The following is an 18,300-nucleotide window of genomic DNA, read 5'->3' as shown; positions in this document are numbered from 1 at the left end:
CTATCAAAAGGTTAATTTCCTGCGGCTTTGGCATCTGCCTTGGCCTTCTTCTTAAAGCCTTTTCTAAATGGCCAAGTATATTCCAAAGCTTCTAAGCCTCTATTAAGGTTCAATGCTGAACTGTCAACATTGACCATGGTGCTTTTTAGATTTCGGGCAAACTCAGGGTCGTTCAATAGCATTCCGACTGCGTTATTCTGATCATCAAGTTTTTCAGAAACCTTGTTCAGGTTATCAGTCAGGGTTTTAGTGTTTTCTGCAGTCGCCTGCAACTCACCGACTGTAGCTTTAAGGTTGGCAAAAGTTTCCCTGTCATTGGTAATATCATAAAGCAAAGTTCCTTTTTGATTTAATCCGGAAGTAAATTTCCCAATATCTCCCATCATTTTATTGCTTTTGGCTGAAGCGGCCTCAAGGTTGGAAAGTGTATTTTTGAAATTCTCAGCAATGACACTGTCCGTCATGACAGCCCCTACGATACCTTTCCCCTCAGCGATTTTGGTTGTCAAAACTTTTAGATTTTCTGTGATAGTAACTAGATTTTTATTGTTTTCCTGCAAAGTTTCCATCATTTTGTCTGTATCCAGAGGCATTTCTGCTGTGAGTCTGTCCCCATCCTCTACAGCGGGTGCATTGGTAGTCCCTCCATAGATGACGATGATTTTATTCCCTATAAGACCATCAGAACCGATGGTAGCTTTGGAATCTTTACGGATGTAGTCTTTTACCTTTTCCTCCACACTCATCACAATTTCTACCTGGGATTCCCCATAAAAATTGATCTTCCTGACTGTTCCGATTTTGACACCCGAAAACCAGACATTGTTTCCAGTCTGCAATCCGCCGATGTCATCAAAAACCGCATTCAATTTGATACTTCTCACAAATTTCTTCTGTTGCCCTCCCATAGTAAGGACCCCTGCTATAAAGATGATGATCCCGATCAGGACAAACACACCAACGATCACGGATTTTTTATTGTCATTTCTCATTATCTGATAAAATTATAGTCGTAAAATGATTTCACTTGTTTGTCGGTAGCTTCTTCAAAAACTTCCTCAAAAGTTCCGACTGCTTTAAAATGCCCTTTGATCAATACAGCCATCCTGTCTCCGGTTTGTTTGGCACAGGTAAGGTCGTGTGTGATTACAATAGAGGAAGTCTTATATCTTTCCCTCACTTCATTGATGAGGTTGTTGATTTCTATACATGTCACAGGATCCAAACCTGCCGTAGGCTCATCGTAAAGCATGATTTCAGGATTCAGTATCAGTGTCCTTGCGATGCCTATTCTTTTTTTCTGACCTCCGGAAAGTTCCGACGGCATCTGATTGATTGTATTCGGCAAGGCCACGGCATCAAGCAATTCTTCCACCTTGAAATCTATTTCCTTCCTGGTCAGGTTTTTGACATTACGCACCAATGGAAACTCAAGATTTTCCCTTACTGTCATACTGTCGTACAAAGCAGACGCCTGAAAAGAAAACCCTATTCTCAACCTGAGTTTGTTGAGTTCTTTCAAATTGAGCTTAAGGGTATCAATGCCGAATATTTTGATACTTCCTTCATCTTGCCTGAGCAAACCCACCATCAATTTGATCAGAACTGATTTACCACTTCCTGATTTGCCCAAAACGACAAGGTTTTCTCCTTTATATAAATCCAGATCCACATTTCTGAGCACATGGTTTTCTCCAAAAGATTTGACCAAGCCCCTGATCTCAACAACTTTTTCTCTTTCACTAAGCATATCGGATCGCATTTACAATTTGCATGATCAAAAGTTCTTCCACAAAAATCAAAAACATCGACATGACAACTGCCGCATTAGCCGCCTGTCCTACCCCCTCAGTACCCCTGGATGAATTATATCCTTTGTAGCAACCAACAATACCAATTGTAAACCCGAAAACCACGGACTTAATCACCGAAGAGAAAATATCCAAAAAGGAAACGGCCTCGAATACCTGTACAAAGAAAGTTGACAAGCTGACCAACTCATTGGCATTGACACTTGCAAAAGATCCCATCAATGCCACAAAATCCGTGTACATGACCAATACAGGTATCATGAATGTCGCTGCCAAAGTTCTTGTAATCACCAGGAATTTAAAGGGATTGATAGCGGAGACTTCCATGGCATCGATCTGTTCGGTCACGTTCATGGAACCGATTTCGGCCCCGATACTTGAACCTACTTTACCTGAGGCAATCAAAGCTGTCACCAATGGACCCAATGCCCTGACCACAGCAATGGAAATCAAAGAAGGCAACCAAGATGTAGCCCCGAATTCCGCAAGCGATGGCCTTGATTGGTTGGTAAATACAATGCCAATGATAAATCCGGTAAGAGAAATCAGAGGTAGGGACCTGTAGCCGATTTCATAGCACTGTCTCAACACTTCCTTAAACTCATACGGTGGAAACCATACCTCCTTAAAAAACCTTTTGACGAATGCAAAAGCCTTTGACAAGCCATTAAAAAACTCATCCAGATTTTTGGTAATTACAGGTTTGTCTACCTTTTTGATTTTTGACATAAACAGTTAAAATTCATTTGACTAATCTAAACAAATCCAATCGGATCTTAAGATTAAATTCCCAATATTTCGGTTAATACCTCATTGCTCAAGGGCTTGACCAAGAAACCTGAAACCTGTGGATAAACTTGGCTTTTCACCACATCCATTGGATCCATCGAGGAGGTTAGCATTTTTACCTTGGTGGTCTTGTTCATCTTGTTGAGCTCGTCGAGAAAATCCCAACCTTGCATTTCGGGCATATTTACATCCAAAATCAAAAGGTCTGTGTCATTGTCCTTGAGCCAGCCCAAAGCTTCATAAGGATTTTCAAAAAATAGGAGGTCGATTTCAGGGTTGATTCTTAAAATATTTTTTCGGTTGATCATATGCTGGATCTTGTCATCATCCACAAAAATCAATTTGCTAATTGGCTTCGTCATTTGGTAAAAAGATTAATCTAAACAAGAATTAACCATTACAAATCCGATTTCCAAACTACGCGAGTCTTTGAAATTTTGACAGTGTCAGGAAACGGATTGGGTTATGCACAAATATAACAACATAATCTACTCGTCATGGAAAGATTTTGATAAATTGAATTTTTAGATTAATCTAATTTTTTTAGGGTATACAAATTTAGATAAATCTAAATTTGTTTTATTGCATTTAAAATGAGATACTTACATTATTTTATGTAATCTTATTATTTCAATTTTGCTATCCCCACTAACGCCCATATTTTAGTGCTTTCGAATTATTTTTTATATGAAGCGAAATTCTGAATTCACTCAGATGAAAAGAAATAAATCCATTTTCCTTGATTTATTTTTCTTAGATTGCTCTTTAAATCAACCCCATTATTATGGAAGAAAGCCCAAAACCTACCAGTCGAAGGAACAGGATTTTTTCGCTTCTGATTTTTTTTAAAGACAGGTTTGACCTCCATGAAGGCAAGGAGGATGAACTGGAAACCATCGACTATATTGGTAAAAATGTAGAGTTCAAAGGTGCCAATCTCTGGATTTTGATCTTTGCAATTCTTGTAGCTTCTGTAGGTTTGAATGTCAACTCCACTGCTGTCATCATCGGCGCCATGCTCATCTCCCCATTGATGGGACCGATCATGGGTGTTGGTCTTGCGGCAGGAATCAACGACTTTGAACTGCTCAAAAAATCACTGAAAAATCTTGGAATAGCTATTGCCATAAGTATCATCACCTCCACCATTTACTTTTCATTTACCCCTTTGAATGATGCTCAATCTGAACTTCTTGCCAGGACTGAACCTTCGATTTGGGATGTATTGATTGCTTTGTTTGGTGGCTTGGCCGGCATCGTCGCAGGTTCAAGAAAAGAAAAAAGTAATGCCATTCCCGGAGTGGCCATAGCGACGGCCCTTATGCCCCCACTCTGCACTGCCGGTTATGGCTTGGCAACCGGTAATGTCTATTACTTCTTTGGGGCATTTTACCTCTTTTTTATCAATTCTGTTTTTATCAGTCTTTCTACTTATTTGATTGTAAGGTTTATGAAATTCCCCAAAAAGGAATTCATTGATGCCAAAAGAGAAAAAACAGTTCGAACCTATATTTCAATCTTCACATTGCTGACAATTATTCCAAGCATCTACCTTGCCTACAATATTGTCACAAGGACCATTTGGCAAAAATCCGCCACTCAATTTGTTAAAACTGAATTTGACCTATCTGGGACACAGGTGATTGCCAGCGATTATTTCTACAATTCAGACAGCAGCTTGATTGAGGTTTCATTGATCGGTGAAAGAATCGAAGAGGAAAAAATCGCCGAGATCGAAAAAAAGCTACATAACTTCAAACTTGACAGAACTTTCCTCAAAGTAAGACAAAGTGGAGATAAAGGAATGGACATCAATATCCTTCGTTCTAACATCCTCAAGGATTTGTACGAAAGAAACGAAGCCTTGATTAAAGATAAGGATATGCGAATCGCTTTGTTGGAAAGAGAATTGAATGAATATAGCTTTAGCAACAGGCAGGTGACGGACATCGCTAAAGAAGCAAAAGTACATTATACAAACCTTGACCATTTTACCATCAACAGGTCAATCATAGCCAACCTCAAAGACAATAGGCAGGACACCTTGCTTTTGGCAGTTGCCAAATTCAATAAAGCCCCTTCGACTCAAGAAAAAAACCTGTTTCTGATTTGGCTTAAATTAAGAACTAAAGCAGATACCATTTCACTCATTATCCAATAAAAAAATACAGCTATGAAAAAATACTGCTTCTTTCTATTCATTCTCTTTTTTTCTGTGCTTTATACAGAACTGAAGGCCCAAACTGGAAATTATGATGCCCAACTAGCCGAAAAACTCAAGGCAGATGATCTCGGAATGAAAAAATATGTCATGGCATTCCTTTATTCCGGAGATCGAGTATCCGAATATTCCAAAGAAGAAAGGGCTGAAATCCAAAAAGGACATATGGCAAATATTACCAAATTGGCAGATATGGGCAAACTTATTTTGGCTGGTCCATTTTTCGGGACCGACGCCATGCGGGGTATTTTTATATTTGATGTCACTTCCATCGAGGAAGCAGAATCGCTCACCAATACCGACCCTGCCATCAAGGCCGGAGTATTGAAAATGGAATTGAAAGAATGGTATGGATCGGCGGCTTTGGTTATAATTCCTGAAATCCACCAAAAAATCCAGAAGACAGGATTTGATTAACCTTTTGAAATCCCATACTTCTGTTTAGTTTTAAACAGCAAACCCAACAACCTATTTATGCAAAGTAAAAACTACGTATTGTTCTTATCCATCACTGCAGCATTGGGTGGATTTTTATTCGGATTTGATACTGCGGTGATTTCAGGAGCTGAGCGCGATATCCAAAAACTTTGGAACCTTGACGATTGGAGCCATGGAATGGCTGTTGCTGTCGCGCTGTATGGGACAGTTTTCGGAGCTTTGTTTGGTGGAATCCCGGCTGATAAGTTTGGCCGTAAAAATTCCCTGATTTGGATCGGTGTCTTTTATTTTGTTTCAGCGGTAGGTTCGGCATTGGCAAACGATGTCAACACATTTATGTTTTACCGTTTTCTTGGTGGTTTGGGAGTAGGTGCATCTTCTGTTGTTGCCCCTATGTACATATCAGAAATCGCCCCTGCTAAGAGAAGAGGACAATTGGTTGCTTTGTACCAATTCAATATTGTCTTCGGAATCCTGATGGCTTATTTTTCCAATTACCTGATCGGTACCGCCAATCTCAATGAAGCGTGGAGATGGATGCTTGGAGTGGAAGCCATACCTGCTTTGATTTATAGCGTGCTGATTTTGAAAGTACCCAAAAGCCCAAGGTGGCTGATCGCCAAAAAGCAGGATTATGAAGCTGCTAGAGAAATTCTCACGAGGACGGACCCTGAAGGTGTAGATGAAGCCATGGAACTCGCTATCGCCGAAAGTAAAGAAATCAGAGGAAAAATCTCCGTCTCTGCCCTTTTCAATTCAAAGTTTAGGAAAATCTCATTTTTCGCTTTCCTGATGGCTTTTTTCAATCAGATGTCAGGAATCAATGCGATCATATATTTTGCCCCACGGGTATTTGAATCAGCAGGGATTTCTACTGAAGATGCATTATTTTCCACAATCGGGATTGGCGTTATCAATCTTGTGGCAACAATGCTTGGGCTTTATCTTATTGACCGGATAGGAAGAAAAATGTTGATGTACATCGGTTCAGTGGGCTATATCATCTCACTTTCATTGATGGCATACAGCTATTTCGGTGGGTTCATTCCCCCACAGCTCCTCCCCTACTTCGTTTTTGGCTTTATTGCCTCTCATGCCATAGGCCAAGGATCAGTGATTTGGGTGTTTATTGCGGAGATTTTCCCCAACGAACTCAGGGCATTTGGTCAGTCATTGGGGTCATTTACCCATTGGATCTTGGCTGCTGTCGTTGCTAATGTTTTCCCGTATTTTGCCAACACCTACGGAGCAGGAAATATCTTCGCCTTTTTTGCCTTGATGATGGTATTACAATTGCTGTGGGTTTTCTTTAGAATGCCTGAAACCAAAGGAAAATCATTGGAAGAAATTCAAAAAGAACTACAAAAAAGCCATGTCTAAAAAAGTCATATGTTTTGGGGAAATGCTTTGGGATTGCTTTCCTGACCACGAAATCCCAGGTGGCGCACCTATGAATGTCGCCCTTCATCTCAATCAGCTTGGACTTGATGTACAGATGATCTCCCGATTGGGAAAAGATGATTATGGAACAAAGTACCTTGATTTCATCAATTCGTATGATTTCCCCACAACATTGGTCCAAGAAGATTTGGAGCACAAGACAGGGACAGTGACGGTCCATAATGAAGACCCGGAAAATATCAAATACACCATCGTTTCCCCGGCTGCTTGGGATTTTATAAGTTTGACTGACGATAACAAAAACGCCGTAAAAGATGCCGATGCATTTATATTTGGATCTTTGGCTGTCCGAAATACCGTGAGCTGGGAAACTTTGTACCAATTGCTGCACCTGCCAACTCTGAAAATTTTTGATATTAACCTCAGGGCACCGTTTTTTGACTTTGAAAAAATTGAGCTCATGCTCGGATTTACAGATATCTTAAAGATCAATGAGGATGAATTGGAGATTGTCTCTGACTATTTTAGCGTACCTTCTGATGTCGAAAGTTGCTGTAAGCTTTTGACAACCCACTTCCCGATCAAGATGGTATGCGTGACCCTAGGTTCTAAAGGGGCAATGATCTACCAAAACGGAGAAATCATCAAACATCCAGGCTACAAGGTAAAAGTAGAAGATACTGTCGGTTCGGGAGATGCTTTCCTTGCGGGATTTGTCAAAACCTATCTGCAGGGTAAATCACCCAATGAAATATTGGATTTTGCCTGTGCCATGGGGGCTTTTGTGGCTACCAAAAAAGGTGGAACTCCGAGGTATGAGGAGAGTGAGGTTTGGAGGGTGGTAAGAAATCAGTGATCACTGAATCAAAACCCCTTCCTGATTGTCTCCCCAATTTCTGCCAATTCCTCTTTGCTTAGCTTAAGTTTAGGCCTTGTGAAATTGATATCATCCATCGTTCGTAGCGGGACAAGATGGATATGAACATGTGGCACTTCCAACCCGATCACTGCGACGCCCACCCTGGTACATTTGATGGTTTTGTCTATGGCTTGGGCTACTTTCTTTGCAAAAACATTCAATCCTGAAAGTGTAGTATCATCCAGATCAAAAATATAATCTATTTCCTGTTTTGGGACGACTAGTACATGTCCTTTGACTAAGGGCATAATATCCAAAAATGCAATATAATTATCGTCTTCAGCGATGATTTCTGCAGGGATTTCCCTGTTGATGATTTTGGTAAAGATGGTTGCCATGGGATAAAAATAAAAAATCCCGAAGGAGAATCCATCGGGAGTTGGTTTTTTTAATAGGAAATATCCAGGATTTCAAATTGCAATACACCCGCCGGCGCCTTGATTTCGGCTATTTCTCCGACAGCTTTTCCATTCAATCCTTTTCCGAAAGGCGAAGCCAAAGAAATCTTACCCGCTTTGAGGTCTGCCTCTTCTTCTGATACCAATGTATAAGAAACGGTCATGCCGTTTTTGATATTCTTGATTTTTACAGTACTGAGAATCCCAACTTTGGAAGCATCCATTTTGGAATTATCCATGACACGGGCATTGCCGACAACAGCCTCCAATTTAGCAATCTTCAGCTCAAGCAATCCCTGCGCATCTTTGGCGGCATCATATTCTGCATTTTCGCTCAAATCCCCTTTGTCCCTTGCTTCAGCGATCTGCTTGGCAATATCTGTCCTGCCTTTTGTTTTCAATTCCTGAAGCTCATCTTTTAGCCTTTTCAAGCCTTCTTCAGTGTAATACTGTATCTGTCCCATGGTATTCTAAATTTTACTATGCCTATGAAAAATAAAAGAACGGTCTCATTGCTGAAACCGTTGCTTCTAATCTAATTTCTTATGTGATGGTACAAATGTAATTAAATCAGGCAGAGAAAGCAATCCATAAGCAAAAAGAAAACTTTTTGGATTTTATAAATGAAAACTTCTATTTCAATGATTGTCTTATCTTATCCACCAGTACCTTATTGATTTTGACATAGGACTGATGTGTCCATCCTGCGATATGGGGACTGAAAATCACATTGTCCCGGGCAGCCAGTTTTGAAAATTCCGATTTTTGGTCAACAGTAAAGGTGTTGAATTTCTCGTTTTCCAACACATCGAGAACTGCACCTTTAAAAATCCCGAGGTCCAAAGCTTGATTCAATGTCTCAAAGGAAATGATTTCTCCCCTCGCTGTATTTATCAGATAAATTGGTTTTCTGAACTTCTTGAGGACTTCCAAAGTCAAAAAATTCCTTGTTTCGGGTGTCAATGGCACATGTAAACTGACTATATCTGATTCCTGAAGGAGTAACTGAAAATCAGCCTCTTCCACGAATTCATTTCCAAAACCGGTTTTGTATCTGTCATAGGCCAAAATCCTGACATCGAATCCGGTCAATTTTTTAGCCATTGCCGAACCCATATTGCCATAGCCAATGATGCCAACTGTTTTACCCTGAAGTTCCTCCCCACGGTTTTCCTCCCTTTTCCAGATTCCTTTTCTTACTTCCTGATCTGCTTTACCAATATGGTTAAATAAAGCCAAGAGCATCCCAATGGCCTGTTCTCCTACGGCATCCTTATTGCCTTCGGCAGCATGAAACAGGTGGATTTCTCTTTCTTTGAGGTATTCCAAATCTATTTTATCCAGTCCAGCACCTGCCCTGCCGATAAATTGGAGTTTGACAGCCTTTTCCAACAATGGTCGATCCATCGGGGTTTTGGACCGAATGATCAATCCCTCATATTCATGGACAATTTCCATGATCTCCTCTCTTTTGATCACAGGCTTATAGTCCACCAAATACCCTTCTTTTTCCAACAATGGAATAATGCTCAGGTGCATTTCATCGATAATTAGGACTTTCATTTGGAGGTTAAGGATGCGATAATGGTTATAATTGTTATAATTGTTGTAGTGCTTGAGAGCTTCCCACTGAGACCGCCTACTGCTATTTCCCTTCTTTGAGTCGTGGATTCAATTTGACCGGTTTTTCGGTTCCTTTTTTCCTCATTCTCATATTGACTATTTCCACCGCCAAGGAGAAGAAAACAGCAAAATAGATATAGCCCTTAGGCACTTCTACATGGAAACCTTCTACGAGCAACATAAATCCAATCAAAATCAGAAAGGAAAGAGCCAAGATCTGTAACGTCGGGTGTTTGTTGATAAATCGGCTGATTTTCCCTGCAAATGCCATCATGATTCCAATAGAAATGGTCACTGCTATGATCATAATCAGCACTTCTTTGACCAATCCAATAGCTGTCAAAATACTGTCGAAGGAAAACACCAAGTCCAATAGGATGATTTGAAAAACCACTTTTGCAAAATTATTGGCTGAATTCGGTTTGACTTCCTCTGCTTTGCCTTCCATCTTATGATGGATTTCGAGGGTAGATTTGAACAATAAAAACAATCCTCCACCTGCAAGAATCAAATCCCTGCCGCTCATGTCAAAACCCCAAACCGAAATAAGTGGTTGGGTAAATTGAATGATATAGGAAATCCCCAAAAGGAGTAAAATCCTAAAAACCAATGCAAATGCCAAACCCAAGGTCCTAGCTTTTCCCTGTTGGGATTCCGGAAGTTTGTTGGATACAATGGAGATAAAAATAATATTGTCAACCCCGAGGACTATTTCCAAAAAGGTCAAAGTCAATAATGCAATCCAGGTTTCGGTTTGAAGAAAGATTTCCATGTGTGGTTTAGTTTAGAATGAGCCAATAAGACGTGCGAAGTTATACAGAGTTGGGAATATTTGATTAAAGAAATTTATGAAAGTAATCATCGGAGATCCAAATGCAAAAGTTGAATCAGGTCTGAATTTTATCAAGAGACCTGGCATAAAAAGATTTCTATAATTCAATCAAGCCTTACAGGAAGCCTCGCATTTGTTTCGGCAAACCAGGTATTCAATTTCCCAATAAGTTCCTCCGCAATTTTAGGATCGGAATTGATCAGGTTTTGGCTTTCCTTCGGATCTTTTTTTAGGTCAAAAAGCTCAGCTTCACTTCCATCAAAATAATGGATCAATTTAAAATCGCCCGACCTGACAATGGCATAAGGAACCACATCTGAACCCCTGTAATGTGGAAAATGCCAAAATAAATCCCTTGGAATGGTATGTTCGGGGTTTTGAAAAACATCAACCAAGCTCTTTCCGTCCAAAGTTCCTTCGGTGGTTTTTTCTCCCACATACTCCATGATTGTCGGAATCCAGTCGATTGAGATGATGGGAGTATTTCTTACCTGACCGGGTGCAATTTTTCCAGGCCACCTTACAATCGTCGGAACTCGGATTCCACCTTCATAAGGATATCCTTTTTGTGAACGGAGGGGAAAATTATTTGTAATGGGTTCAGATGTATTCCCGATCAATCCACCGTTATCAGAAGTGAATATGACCATTGTCTTTCTTGTCAAACCCAATCTTTCCAGCTCTTCAATTACCTTCCCTATGTTTTGGTCAAGACTTTCTACAAGAGCAGCGTATACAGAATTGCCCTGATTCCCTTTTTGCTTCCGCTTGTATTTTTCAATCAGGTCAGCTTTGCCCATGATGGGAGTATGGACAGCATAGGGCGCCCAATGGATAAAAAACTTTTTATCCATTTGTTTTTGAATAAAAGCCACCACCTCATCGCCTTCTCTATCCATCAGGAACTCTCCTGTTTTTCTGGGTGGAAGATTTTTGAATTCATAATATTGAATCGGTCTTTCGGGAAGGTAGGGATCAAAGTAACTCGGTGGCTGTCCCAAATCATTTCCTCCGACATTTAAATGAAAACCCTGATCTTCCGGATAATATCCTTCTTCCCCCAAATGCCATTTGCCCACATGAAGATTGGTATAGCCATATGGCAGCAGCCTCTCAGCCAAGGTGATTTCCTCATGGACGAGAAAGCCCTGATTTTTTGGTATCTTCCATTCTTTTCCCTCGTTTTCTTCATAGTCAGAGGGGAGGGCCATCCCGCTTCCCCCTTGGAACTTGGCCCGAATCCAATCCGTGATACCTGTCCTTGCCGGATATTTTCCTGTCAACAAAGCTGCCCTAGTTGGTGAACAGATTGCAGCAGCGGCGTAAGAATTCGAAAACAATACCCCCTCCGCAGCCAACCTGTCAATATTTGGCGTTTCATAAAAATCACTCCCTAATACACCAATATCGGTCCAACCCAAATCATCTACATGGATCAAAAGGATATTGAAATTTTCGTCCGCATCTTGGGCAAAGCTGAAATTCCCCATGGAAAACACAACCACAAGAACCATTTGAAATCCCATTAATTTCAAAGGCTGATGAAAAAATAAACTCAAGGAAGTCACAGTCTTCTTGCGTTGAATGTATCCCCCAAGCTTACGTCGCCTGTATCAAAGCCAAGTTTAAACCATCTTGCCCTTTGTTCGGAAGTTCCATGGGTAAATGAATCAGGGACAATCCTACCTGTTGCCTGCTTCTGAAGTCTATCGTCACCTACCGAACTTGCGGCATTCAGCGCTTCTTCCAGGTCTCCCGGCTCCAGTATTTTTGCTACTTTTTGGGTATGATGTGCCCATATTCCTGCATAAAAATCAGCCTGCAATTCCAACATAACCATCAGTCTGTTAAATTCAGCTTCGGGGAGCTTACCACGCTGAGACTGTACTCGCTCCAAAGTCCCATCCAATCTTTGGACATGATGGCCTACTTCATGGGCAATAACGTATGCTTGGGCAAAATCTCCATGAGCGCCCAATTTCTTTCCCATATCCTGAAAAAAGCTGAGGTCAATATATACTTTCTCATCTCCAGGACAATAAAAAGGCCCGGTAGCAGCTGAAGCATTGCCACAGGCAGAACTGACCTGGCCTGTAAATAATACCAAGCCGGGTTCCCTGTAATTCTCCATCAACCTTTGCCACACATCCTCTGTTTCGGCTAGTACCACAGCGGTAAACTCTGCAAGCTGCTCTTCTTCTGCGCTCGGAGCATAGTCAGAGGCAACTTGTGACATTTGCCCCCCACCTGTAAATTGTGAAATTAACTGTATCGGATTGGTACCCATTATCCACATGACCAAAAAAAATCCTCCTACAATGACCAGACCGGCTTTGGAAAAAAGCAACCTTAAAAGTGGGGCCAGTAACATCGGATTGATTCCTCCCCCACCTCCGGATGATTGTCCCCTTCTGTCTTCGACATTGCTGCTCTTACGTCTTCCTTGCCATTTCATATTTTTTTGATTTGATTTTGAATAAAAACCGGAAACAATTTACCCCTTTTGGAAGCAATTATAAAGTTCTTGGAAATAGTTAATGAAAATTGTGGATTTCTAAGGAATCTTTATTTATCGAAGACTTCTTTGAATAAGAAGGAAAGTGGCTTATTTAACTCCCTCCACAAAATACATATCGACCTCCCCTTTGTTTTTGGCCATGATTTTACCCCGGTAGGTGCAATCAAACCTGTCTTTGACAAGTTCATATGTTGTTCCCGAAATGTTGATTTTTCCTGGTTTACTGCTGCTTTCCATCCGTGAAGCAAGGTTTACTGTATCTCCCCAAATGTCATAGGCGAATTTTTTGAGTCCCACTATTCCTGCGACCACATTTCCTGTGTGGACCCCGATTCGGACTTCAAAAACCGGTTTGTTTTGAGCTATCTTTTTCTGTTTGTAGGCTTCAATAAAATCCTTTATTTCCAAGGCTGCATTGATGACATCGACCGCATGGGAATTATTGGTTACAGGAAGACCACCCACTGCCATGTAAGCATCCCCGATAGTTTTGATTTTCTCAATGGGGTACTTCTGAATAATCCTGTCAAATTCTTTGAAACAATAATCGATCTCTGAAACAAGCTCATCTGCACTCATGTTTTCGGCTATGATCGAAAACCCGACAAAATCGGTGAAGAGTACGCTGACACTTTCAAACTTTTTGGCTTGTGCAGTCCCTTTTTCCTTGAGTTCACGGGCTATGTCCATTGGCAGGATGTTCAACAACAATTCATCTGTTTTCTCTTTTTCAGACTGGAGGTCTATGGTCCTTTCATTGACTTTGTATTCAAGGTTGGCATTATATTCTTCCAGCCTTTTTTCATTGATCCTTAGATTTTCTTCAACAGCTTTCCTTACCTCTACTTCCTGTTTCAATTCCCTGTTGAGTCGGGTAGTCTGGTCCAAAAGCATGGCATTTTGTAATGAAATGGCTGTTTGGGTTGCCATCACTTGGAGAATTTCGATTCTTTCTTTGGTAAATGCACCGGACAGCAGCCTGTTTTCCAGATATAGGAATGCAAATCCTTCTCCTGCATGCTTCAAAGGCAGGCAGACCACTGATTTGATTTTATTCCTCAAAATATATTCGTCATTGGAATAAGGCAGTCTTGTACTAGCATCATCCAAGACGAGGGTTTCTCCTGTCCTCATGACGTAATTGACTACCGAATGGCTGATTTCATCAAACGTATCAAAAGAAATATCCTGCAAAACCTGTATTTCATTGTTTGAAATATCCAAAGAGGCTTTGATGACTTTTTTGTCTTTTTCGCGGGTGACCAAAAATGCCCTTTCAGCTCCTGCATTTTCGGTAACAAGTTTCATCAGTCCGGTAAGGATGTTTTCCAATACCATTTCTCCCGAAATCAGGTTGATAGTCTTTAGAATGGTATCCAAGTCGAGGTTATTGGATTTGAGTCCGATTTCTTCAAGCGAAATAAAACCTACATACTCCTCTTTCATCTGCTCCAGCTTTCCTTTTGCACCCCATTTTGCATAGGCCTTGTAGGCATTGGAAAAATAGAATTGGGCTGCCTCGGGTTGGTTTTGTGATTTGAAAAACAATCCTGCCCTCTCCCATATCAAGGCCTCTTCATGGATATACTTGTTGAGGCGAGCATACCTGATAGCATAGGTATAGGCTTTGACTGCTGTGTCAAAGTTATTTTTCAGGTTTTCGTACTCTGCATTCATCAATTCATACCTGTGCCGGTAATTGACCTCTGAATATTTCAACAACCCTTTGATCAATTTGATGTTTTTCCTGCAGATTTTGAGTAATTTTTTACGTTCTTCAGATTCTTTGGAAGAATAAATGGGAGTAATGCAGAGATTTTCATAGAAATAAAACAACATCTCTGTCACTGAACCTTTGACCGGAATCAAATATTCTTTTTCCTTGCAACAGAATTTCCAAGCGGCCTCATTTTGGTTATAGACCATTGCAAGAAATTTTTTCTGGGCATATAGGTTATGGAAATAAAGTCCAAAAGCCGGTTCATTTGGAAAATCTATTTTTTGCTCATCAAAAATTTCGCCTGCCAAGACCTCAAAGTCTCTGACTCCATCCACCAGACCCAAAGTGGATTGCCTGAACAGGTCAATTCGCTTGATCTGCATGATTTGATTGAGAGGGGCTACTTGCATGCTGAGGAGTTCTCCTCTTTTGAGGACTTTGTCGACTGGCTCACCTCCGTAAAAATTCCAATAAATGATCAGCTGCCCAATGATAGAGGTAAATTCAAAATCTCCGGTTTCAAGGCCTTTTTTCAATGCCTCCTCCAAATCAGGAATCGTCCCTGCCAAATGCGTCAGCCATTGGGAAATAAACATCACATAGACCTGCTTGAGGGATACAAACTGATCTTCGTTATTGAGAATTTCACCAAGCCTGTTACCAAGCTGACCCATTTTGAGTCCCTTCTCCATTTTCCCCATAAAGGCAATATTGATATAGCCAAAAACCACAAAAGCAAAGGGGGTCTTTGGACCCAAACCAAATTTGAGTGTAAGCCGGATTAGCTCAAACATAATAAGGGGTACCATATTGGGCTCTAAAAAGTAGGCTGCCAAAGACATATGGTGCATGATGGACATGCTGATGATCAGTTTCTCATCTTCAATTTTGGCCAGTTTTTCGATGTCGTCTTCTTTAAAAAAAGCCAAGCGCGCATTGGTCATCAGGTACCCAAAGAGCACATCAAGCTGAGTCGGGTGAAGTTTTAAATGGATATTGGCAAAATGAAGGGCCTCAAGTCCGATTTCAATCACCCGCTTTTGGTCATTTTCAACATTTGCATTTTGGATCTTGAGCTCAGCAAGGCGTAGCTTGTCCAAAATATCCGTGGCATTGGCATCAAGCAGGAGTGTAAATTCCTTAAACCGGTCACGCTTGTTGGATTGGTTGGCAGCGATAGCGGCATTCAAATACAGGTTGTAAGTGAATTTCTTATCTTTTTCCCATGCATCTGCGGGAAGAAACTGGATCGCATTTTCAAAGTACTGGATTGCCAGCAAGTAGGCGGTGGCGCTTTGAGAACGCTGACCGGCAATGATATTGAGCTCGCAAAGTTTCTTTGATTCCAAAGGATCCGAAACCAGATCCTTTGCAAAGTTGAACTGGTTTACAATATCAAATATGCTTTCCCTGAGGTCTTCCTCGTGCGTATTTTCTAAAAGAAGTCTGCCAATCTTGAGGTGGTATTCCTGCCTGCCAAGGTCATCGTTTAATGAATAAAAAGCTTGCTGAACCCTATCATGAACAAAATACAGGTTACCATCACGGCTTTCTATGATCAAGTCAAGGTCAAGTGCGGGCTTTAGTGCTTGGTAGACATTGTATTTGCCTTCTCGGGTGATGATCGCCAATTCGCCCAAGCCAAATTTGTTCCCGATACAGGAAGCTAATTTTAAGACATCTATACATGCTGAGGGTAATTTATTGATGGTTTCCAAAAAGAGATTGACAATATCCCCTTCGACATTATAACCCATCAATTCATCCACATCCCATTTCCAACTTCCCTCTGCACTGTCAAAATGAAGCATTTCATTTTTGTAAATGGCTCTCAAAAACTGGTTTACAAACAATGCGTTTCCAGCAGATTTTTTGTCTACAATCTTCACCAATTCATCCAAAGGGCTTTTGGATTTTCCCAAAGTATTGGAAATCAGCCGTTGTATGTCCTCATACTGAAGATTTTCCAGGTAGATTTCTTCAGGTTGGATTCCAAGCTCTTCGATTTCCATTTTGAATTGAAGAAATAAATGACCCGTTGTGATTTCATTATCCCGGTAAGCCCCAATGATCAAGATGTTTTTCAGGTCTTTGTTGGTGAGAATATTCCGGATGAGATTAAGAGATGAAAGATCACACCACTGCAGGTCATCAATGAAAATAACGAGGGGTTTGCTTGAATCTGAAAACGCCTGAAAGAAATTGTTAAGGGCATAGTTAAATCTCAATTGTGCTTCCACACCGTTGAGGACCGGTAATTCAGGTTCATTTTCCAGAAGCCTTTCCAATCCGGGAATGATATCAAACAAAACCCTTCCGATAGGATGGAGCAATCTGTGAAGCTCATGCTTCCAATGTCCAAGGTCTTTTTCATTCAACAGCAATATCTGACTTACGAGCCTTCCCAAAGCCTGGGAAAAAGCTGAATAAGGAACATCAGTTCTCAATTGGTCAAATTTACCGGAAATGAAAAATCCTCCATCTTTGATTACAGGCCTGTAAAGTTGGTCTACCAAGACTGACTTCCCTACTCCGGAATTCCCGAAGACAAGCATGAGGATTTTTTCATCTTCCAAAACCCGTTGGAATGCATCCTTCAGCTGAACAATTTGCTTTTCTCTACCATATAGCTCATCTGAGAATCTGAGTACACCCGAAGAATCATTGGTCCCAAGTTCAAAGCTGGGTGCAATTCCCTTTCTCTGAAGACCATTCAGGACCAATTCCAGATCATACAAAACACCAGTTGCAGACTGATACCTTGTCTGAATATCTTTTTCAAGCATTTTCAGGATCAGGTCTGAAATGATTTTTGGGATATCTACCATATCTGCGGGACTTCTTGGAGTCAGGGCGATATGGGCGTGGATTTTGGAGGAACCTTCCTTCGATCCAAATGGAAGCTTTGAGGTAAACAACCAATAAAAAACAACCCCCAATGAATATATATCTGTATAATAACCGATGTCGGTACTGATTCTACCTGTCTGTTCGGGCGCTATAAAATCATAGTCAGCCTCCGAAAAAATTAACCTGCTCTGTACCCCTATTTTTCTCTGAATCCGGGTAGCCAATCCTAAACTGATAAAGAAAATCTTGTTTGTCCCCGATTCAATCAGGATATGCTCGGGATTAAGGTTCAAATGAACAATTTCCTGACGGTGAACTTCCGCAAGTCTTTTGGTGATGGCAATACAGATTTTTAATTTATCGATAACGCTTAGCGAATTTGAATTATGCTCCCTAAGATTTTGTCCTTTTATAAACTGTAATTTTAGATGAGATTCTGAATTGCTGTTTTCAATAGCCAGAACTTTTCTGAATCCTTCAATTGACTCGTCTACAAAAGAGGCTTCGTTTCCTGATTTTAGAAAATCTATTTGGGATAAGGAAGTAAGGGAAGCTTTTTTGATGACAAAATTTTGCTCAAAAAACGATTCTGACCTCAGAATAGAATGAATTTTTCCTGCATACAAAACATGCCACTCCATTTAGGATAAATTTTTGATGGTAATTTGAAAAGAAATTATTTTCAAAGAAATCGGGTAATTATCTTCAAAAGGCATCAATAGGTTTTGTCTTAAATATAATACATTTTTTAATATCCAAACTACCTAATAATATTTTGTT

Annotated in this window: 15 protein-coding genes; 4 read left to right on the top strand and 11 right to left on the bottom strand. The window is 40.6% G+C overall.

What is annotated here, in order from left to right; translation table 11 throughout:
• Window positions 1–11 precede the first annotated feature (11 nt).
• From NU887_RS02735 to NU887_RS02720, 4 genes are read right to left on the bottom strand one after another with little or no spacing between them, the layout of a single operon-like run.
• Window positions 12–992, bottom strand: coding sequence for an MlaD family protein (locus NU887_RS02735; RefSeq protein ID WP_258421823.1), 981 nt, complete (start codon window positions 990–992; stop codon window positions 12–14).
• Window positions 992–1,750, bottom strand: coding sequence for an ABC transporter ATP-binding protein (locus tag NU887_RS02730; protein ID WP_258421822.1), 759 nt, complete (start codon window positions 1,748–1,750; stop codon window positions 992–994). The genes NU887_RS02735 and NU887_RS02730 overlap by 1 nt, the downstream gene beginning before the upstream one ends.
• Complete coding sequence (locus NU887_RS02725) at window positions 1,743–2,540, bottom strand: MlaE family ABC transporter permease (RefSeq protein ID WP_258421821.1); 798 nt, start codon at window positions 2,538–2,540, stop codon at window positions 1,743–1,745. The genes NU887_RS02730 and NU887_RS02725 overlap by 8 nt, the downstream gene beginning before the upstream one ends.
• Window positions 2,541–2,593: 53 nt before the next feature.
• Complete coding sequence (locus NU887_RS02720) at window positions 2,594–2,962, bottom strand: response regulator (protein ID WP_258421820.1); 369 nt, start codon at window positions 2,960–2,962, stop codon at window positions 2,594–2,596.
• A gap of 422 nt (window positions 2,963–3,384) precedes the next feature.
• Between NU887_RS02720 and NU887_RS02715 the strand changes: the two genes are divergently transcribed.
• Genes NU887_RS02715 through NU887_RS02700 form a run of 4 tightly spaced genes read left to right on the top strand, consistent with a single transcriptional unit; the run spans window position 3,385 to window position 7,516 of the window.
• Window positions 3,385–4,761: a TIGR00341 family protein gene (locus NU887_RS02715; protein ID WP_258421819.1), complete on the top strand. Its 1,377-nt coding sequence runs from the start codon at window positions 3,385–3,387 to the stop codon at window positions 4,759–4,761.
• A 12-nt stretch (window positions 4,762–4,773) separates the two neighbouring features.
• Window positions 4,774–5,238, top strand: coding sequence for a YciI family protein (locus NU887_RS02710; RefSeq protein ID WP_258421818.1), 465 nt, complete (start codon window positions 4,774–4,776; stop codon window positions 5,236–5,238).
• A 57-nt stretch (window positions 5,239–5,295) separates the two neighbouring features.
• Entirely contained in the window at window positions 5,296–6,639 is a 1,344-nt protein-coding gene (locus NU887_RS02705; RefSeq protein WP_258421817.1) for a sugar porter family MFS transporter, read from the top strand.
• Window positions 6,632–7,516: a carbohydrate kinase family protein gene (locus tag NU887_RS02700; RefSeq protein ID WP_258421816.1), complete on the top strand. Its 885-nt coding sequence runs from the start codon at window positions 6,632–6,634 to the stop codon at window positions 7,514–7,516. Before NU887_RS02705 ends, NU887_RS02700 begins: the two co-directional genes overlap by 8 nt.
• Before the next feature lie 8 nt (window positions 7,517–7,524).
• Here the strand turns inward: NU887_RS02700 and NU887_RS02695 are convergent, their stop codons facing one another.
• The 7 genes from NU887_RS02695 to NU887_RS02665 form a co-directional block, all read right to left on the bottom strand.
• Window positions 7,525–7,917, bottom strand: a complete 393-nt coding sequence (locus NU887_RS02695; protein ID WP_258421815.1) for an HIT family protein — start codon at window positions 7,915–7,917, stop codon at window positions 7,525–7,527.
• Window positions 7,918–7,967: 50 nt separating this feature from the next.
• A complete protein-coding gene (gene greA / locus NU887_RS02690; protein WP_258421814.1) occupies window positions 7,968–8,441 on the bottom strand; it encodes a transcription elongation factor GreA in 474 nt (157 codons plus the stop codon).
• 169 nt (window positions 8,442–8,610) lie between these two features.
• Window positions 8,611–9,540 (bottom strand): NAD(P)-dependent oxidoreductase, encoded by a 930-nt coding sequence (locus tag NU887_RS02685; RefSeq protein ID WP_258421813.1) that lies wholly within the window; start codon window positions 9,538–9,540, stop codon window positions 8,611–8,613.
• An 82-nt stretch (window positions 9,541–9,622) separates the two neighbouring features.
• Entirely contained in the window at window positions 9,623–10,372 is a 750-nt protein-coding gene (locus NU887_RS02680; protein ID WP_258421812.1) for a TerC family protein, read from the bottom strand.
• Window positions 10,373–10,536: 164 nt separating this feature from the next.
• Window positions 10,537–11,958, bottom strand: a complete 1,422-nt coding sequence (locus NU887_RS02675; protein ID WP_258421811.1) for a sulfatase — start codon at window positions 11,956–11,958, stop codon at window positions 10,537–10,539.
• Window positions 11,959–11,996: 38 nt separating this feature from the next.
• Window positions 11,997–12,887, bottom strand: coding sequence for a KPN_02809 family neutral zinc metallopeptidase (gene ypfJ, locus NU887_RS02670; RefSeq protein WP_258421810.1), 891 nt, complete (start codon window positions 12,885–12,887; stop codon window positions 11,997–11,999).
• Between the two features lie 150 nt (window positions 12,888–13,037).
• Window positions 13,038–18,161 (bottom strand): adenylate/guanylate cyclase domain-containing protein, encoded by a 5,124-nt coding sequence (locus NU887_RS02665; RefSeq protein WP_258421809.1) that lies wholly within the window; start codon window positions 18,159–18,161, stop codon window positions 13,038–13,040.
• Window positions 18,162–18,300 lie beyond the last annotated feature (139 nt).

The sequence above is a fragment of the Aquiflexum gelatinilyticum genome (assembly GCF_024741135.1).
Taxonomy (GTDB): Bacteria; Bacteroidota; Bacteroidia; order Cytophagales; family Cyclobacteriaceae; genus Cognataquiflexum; species Cognataquiflexum gelatinilyticum.
The sequence above is the reverse complement of the archived record's forward strand: the minus strand, read 5'-3'. Positions and strand labels throughout refer to the sequence as shown.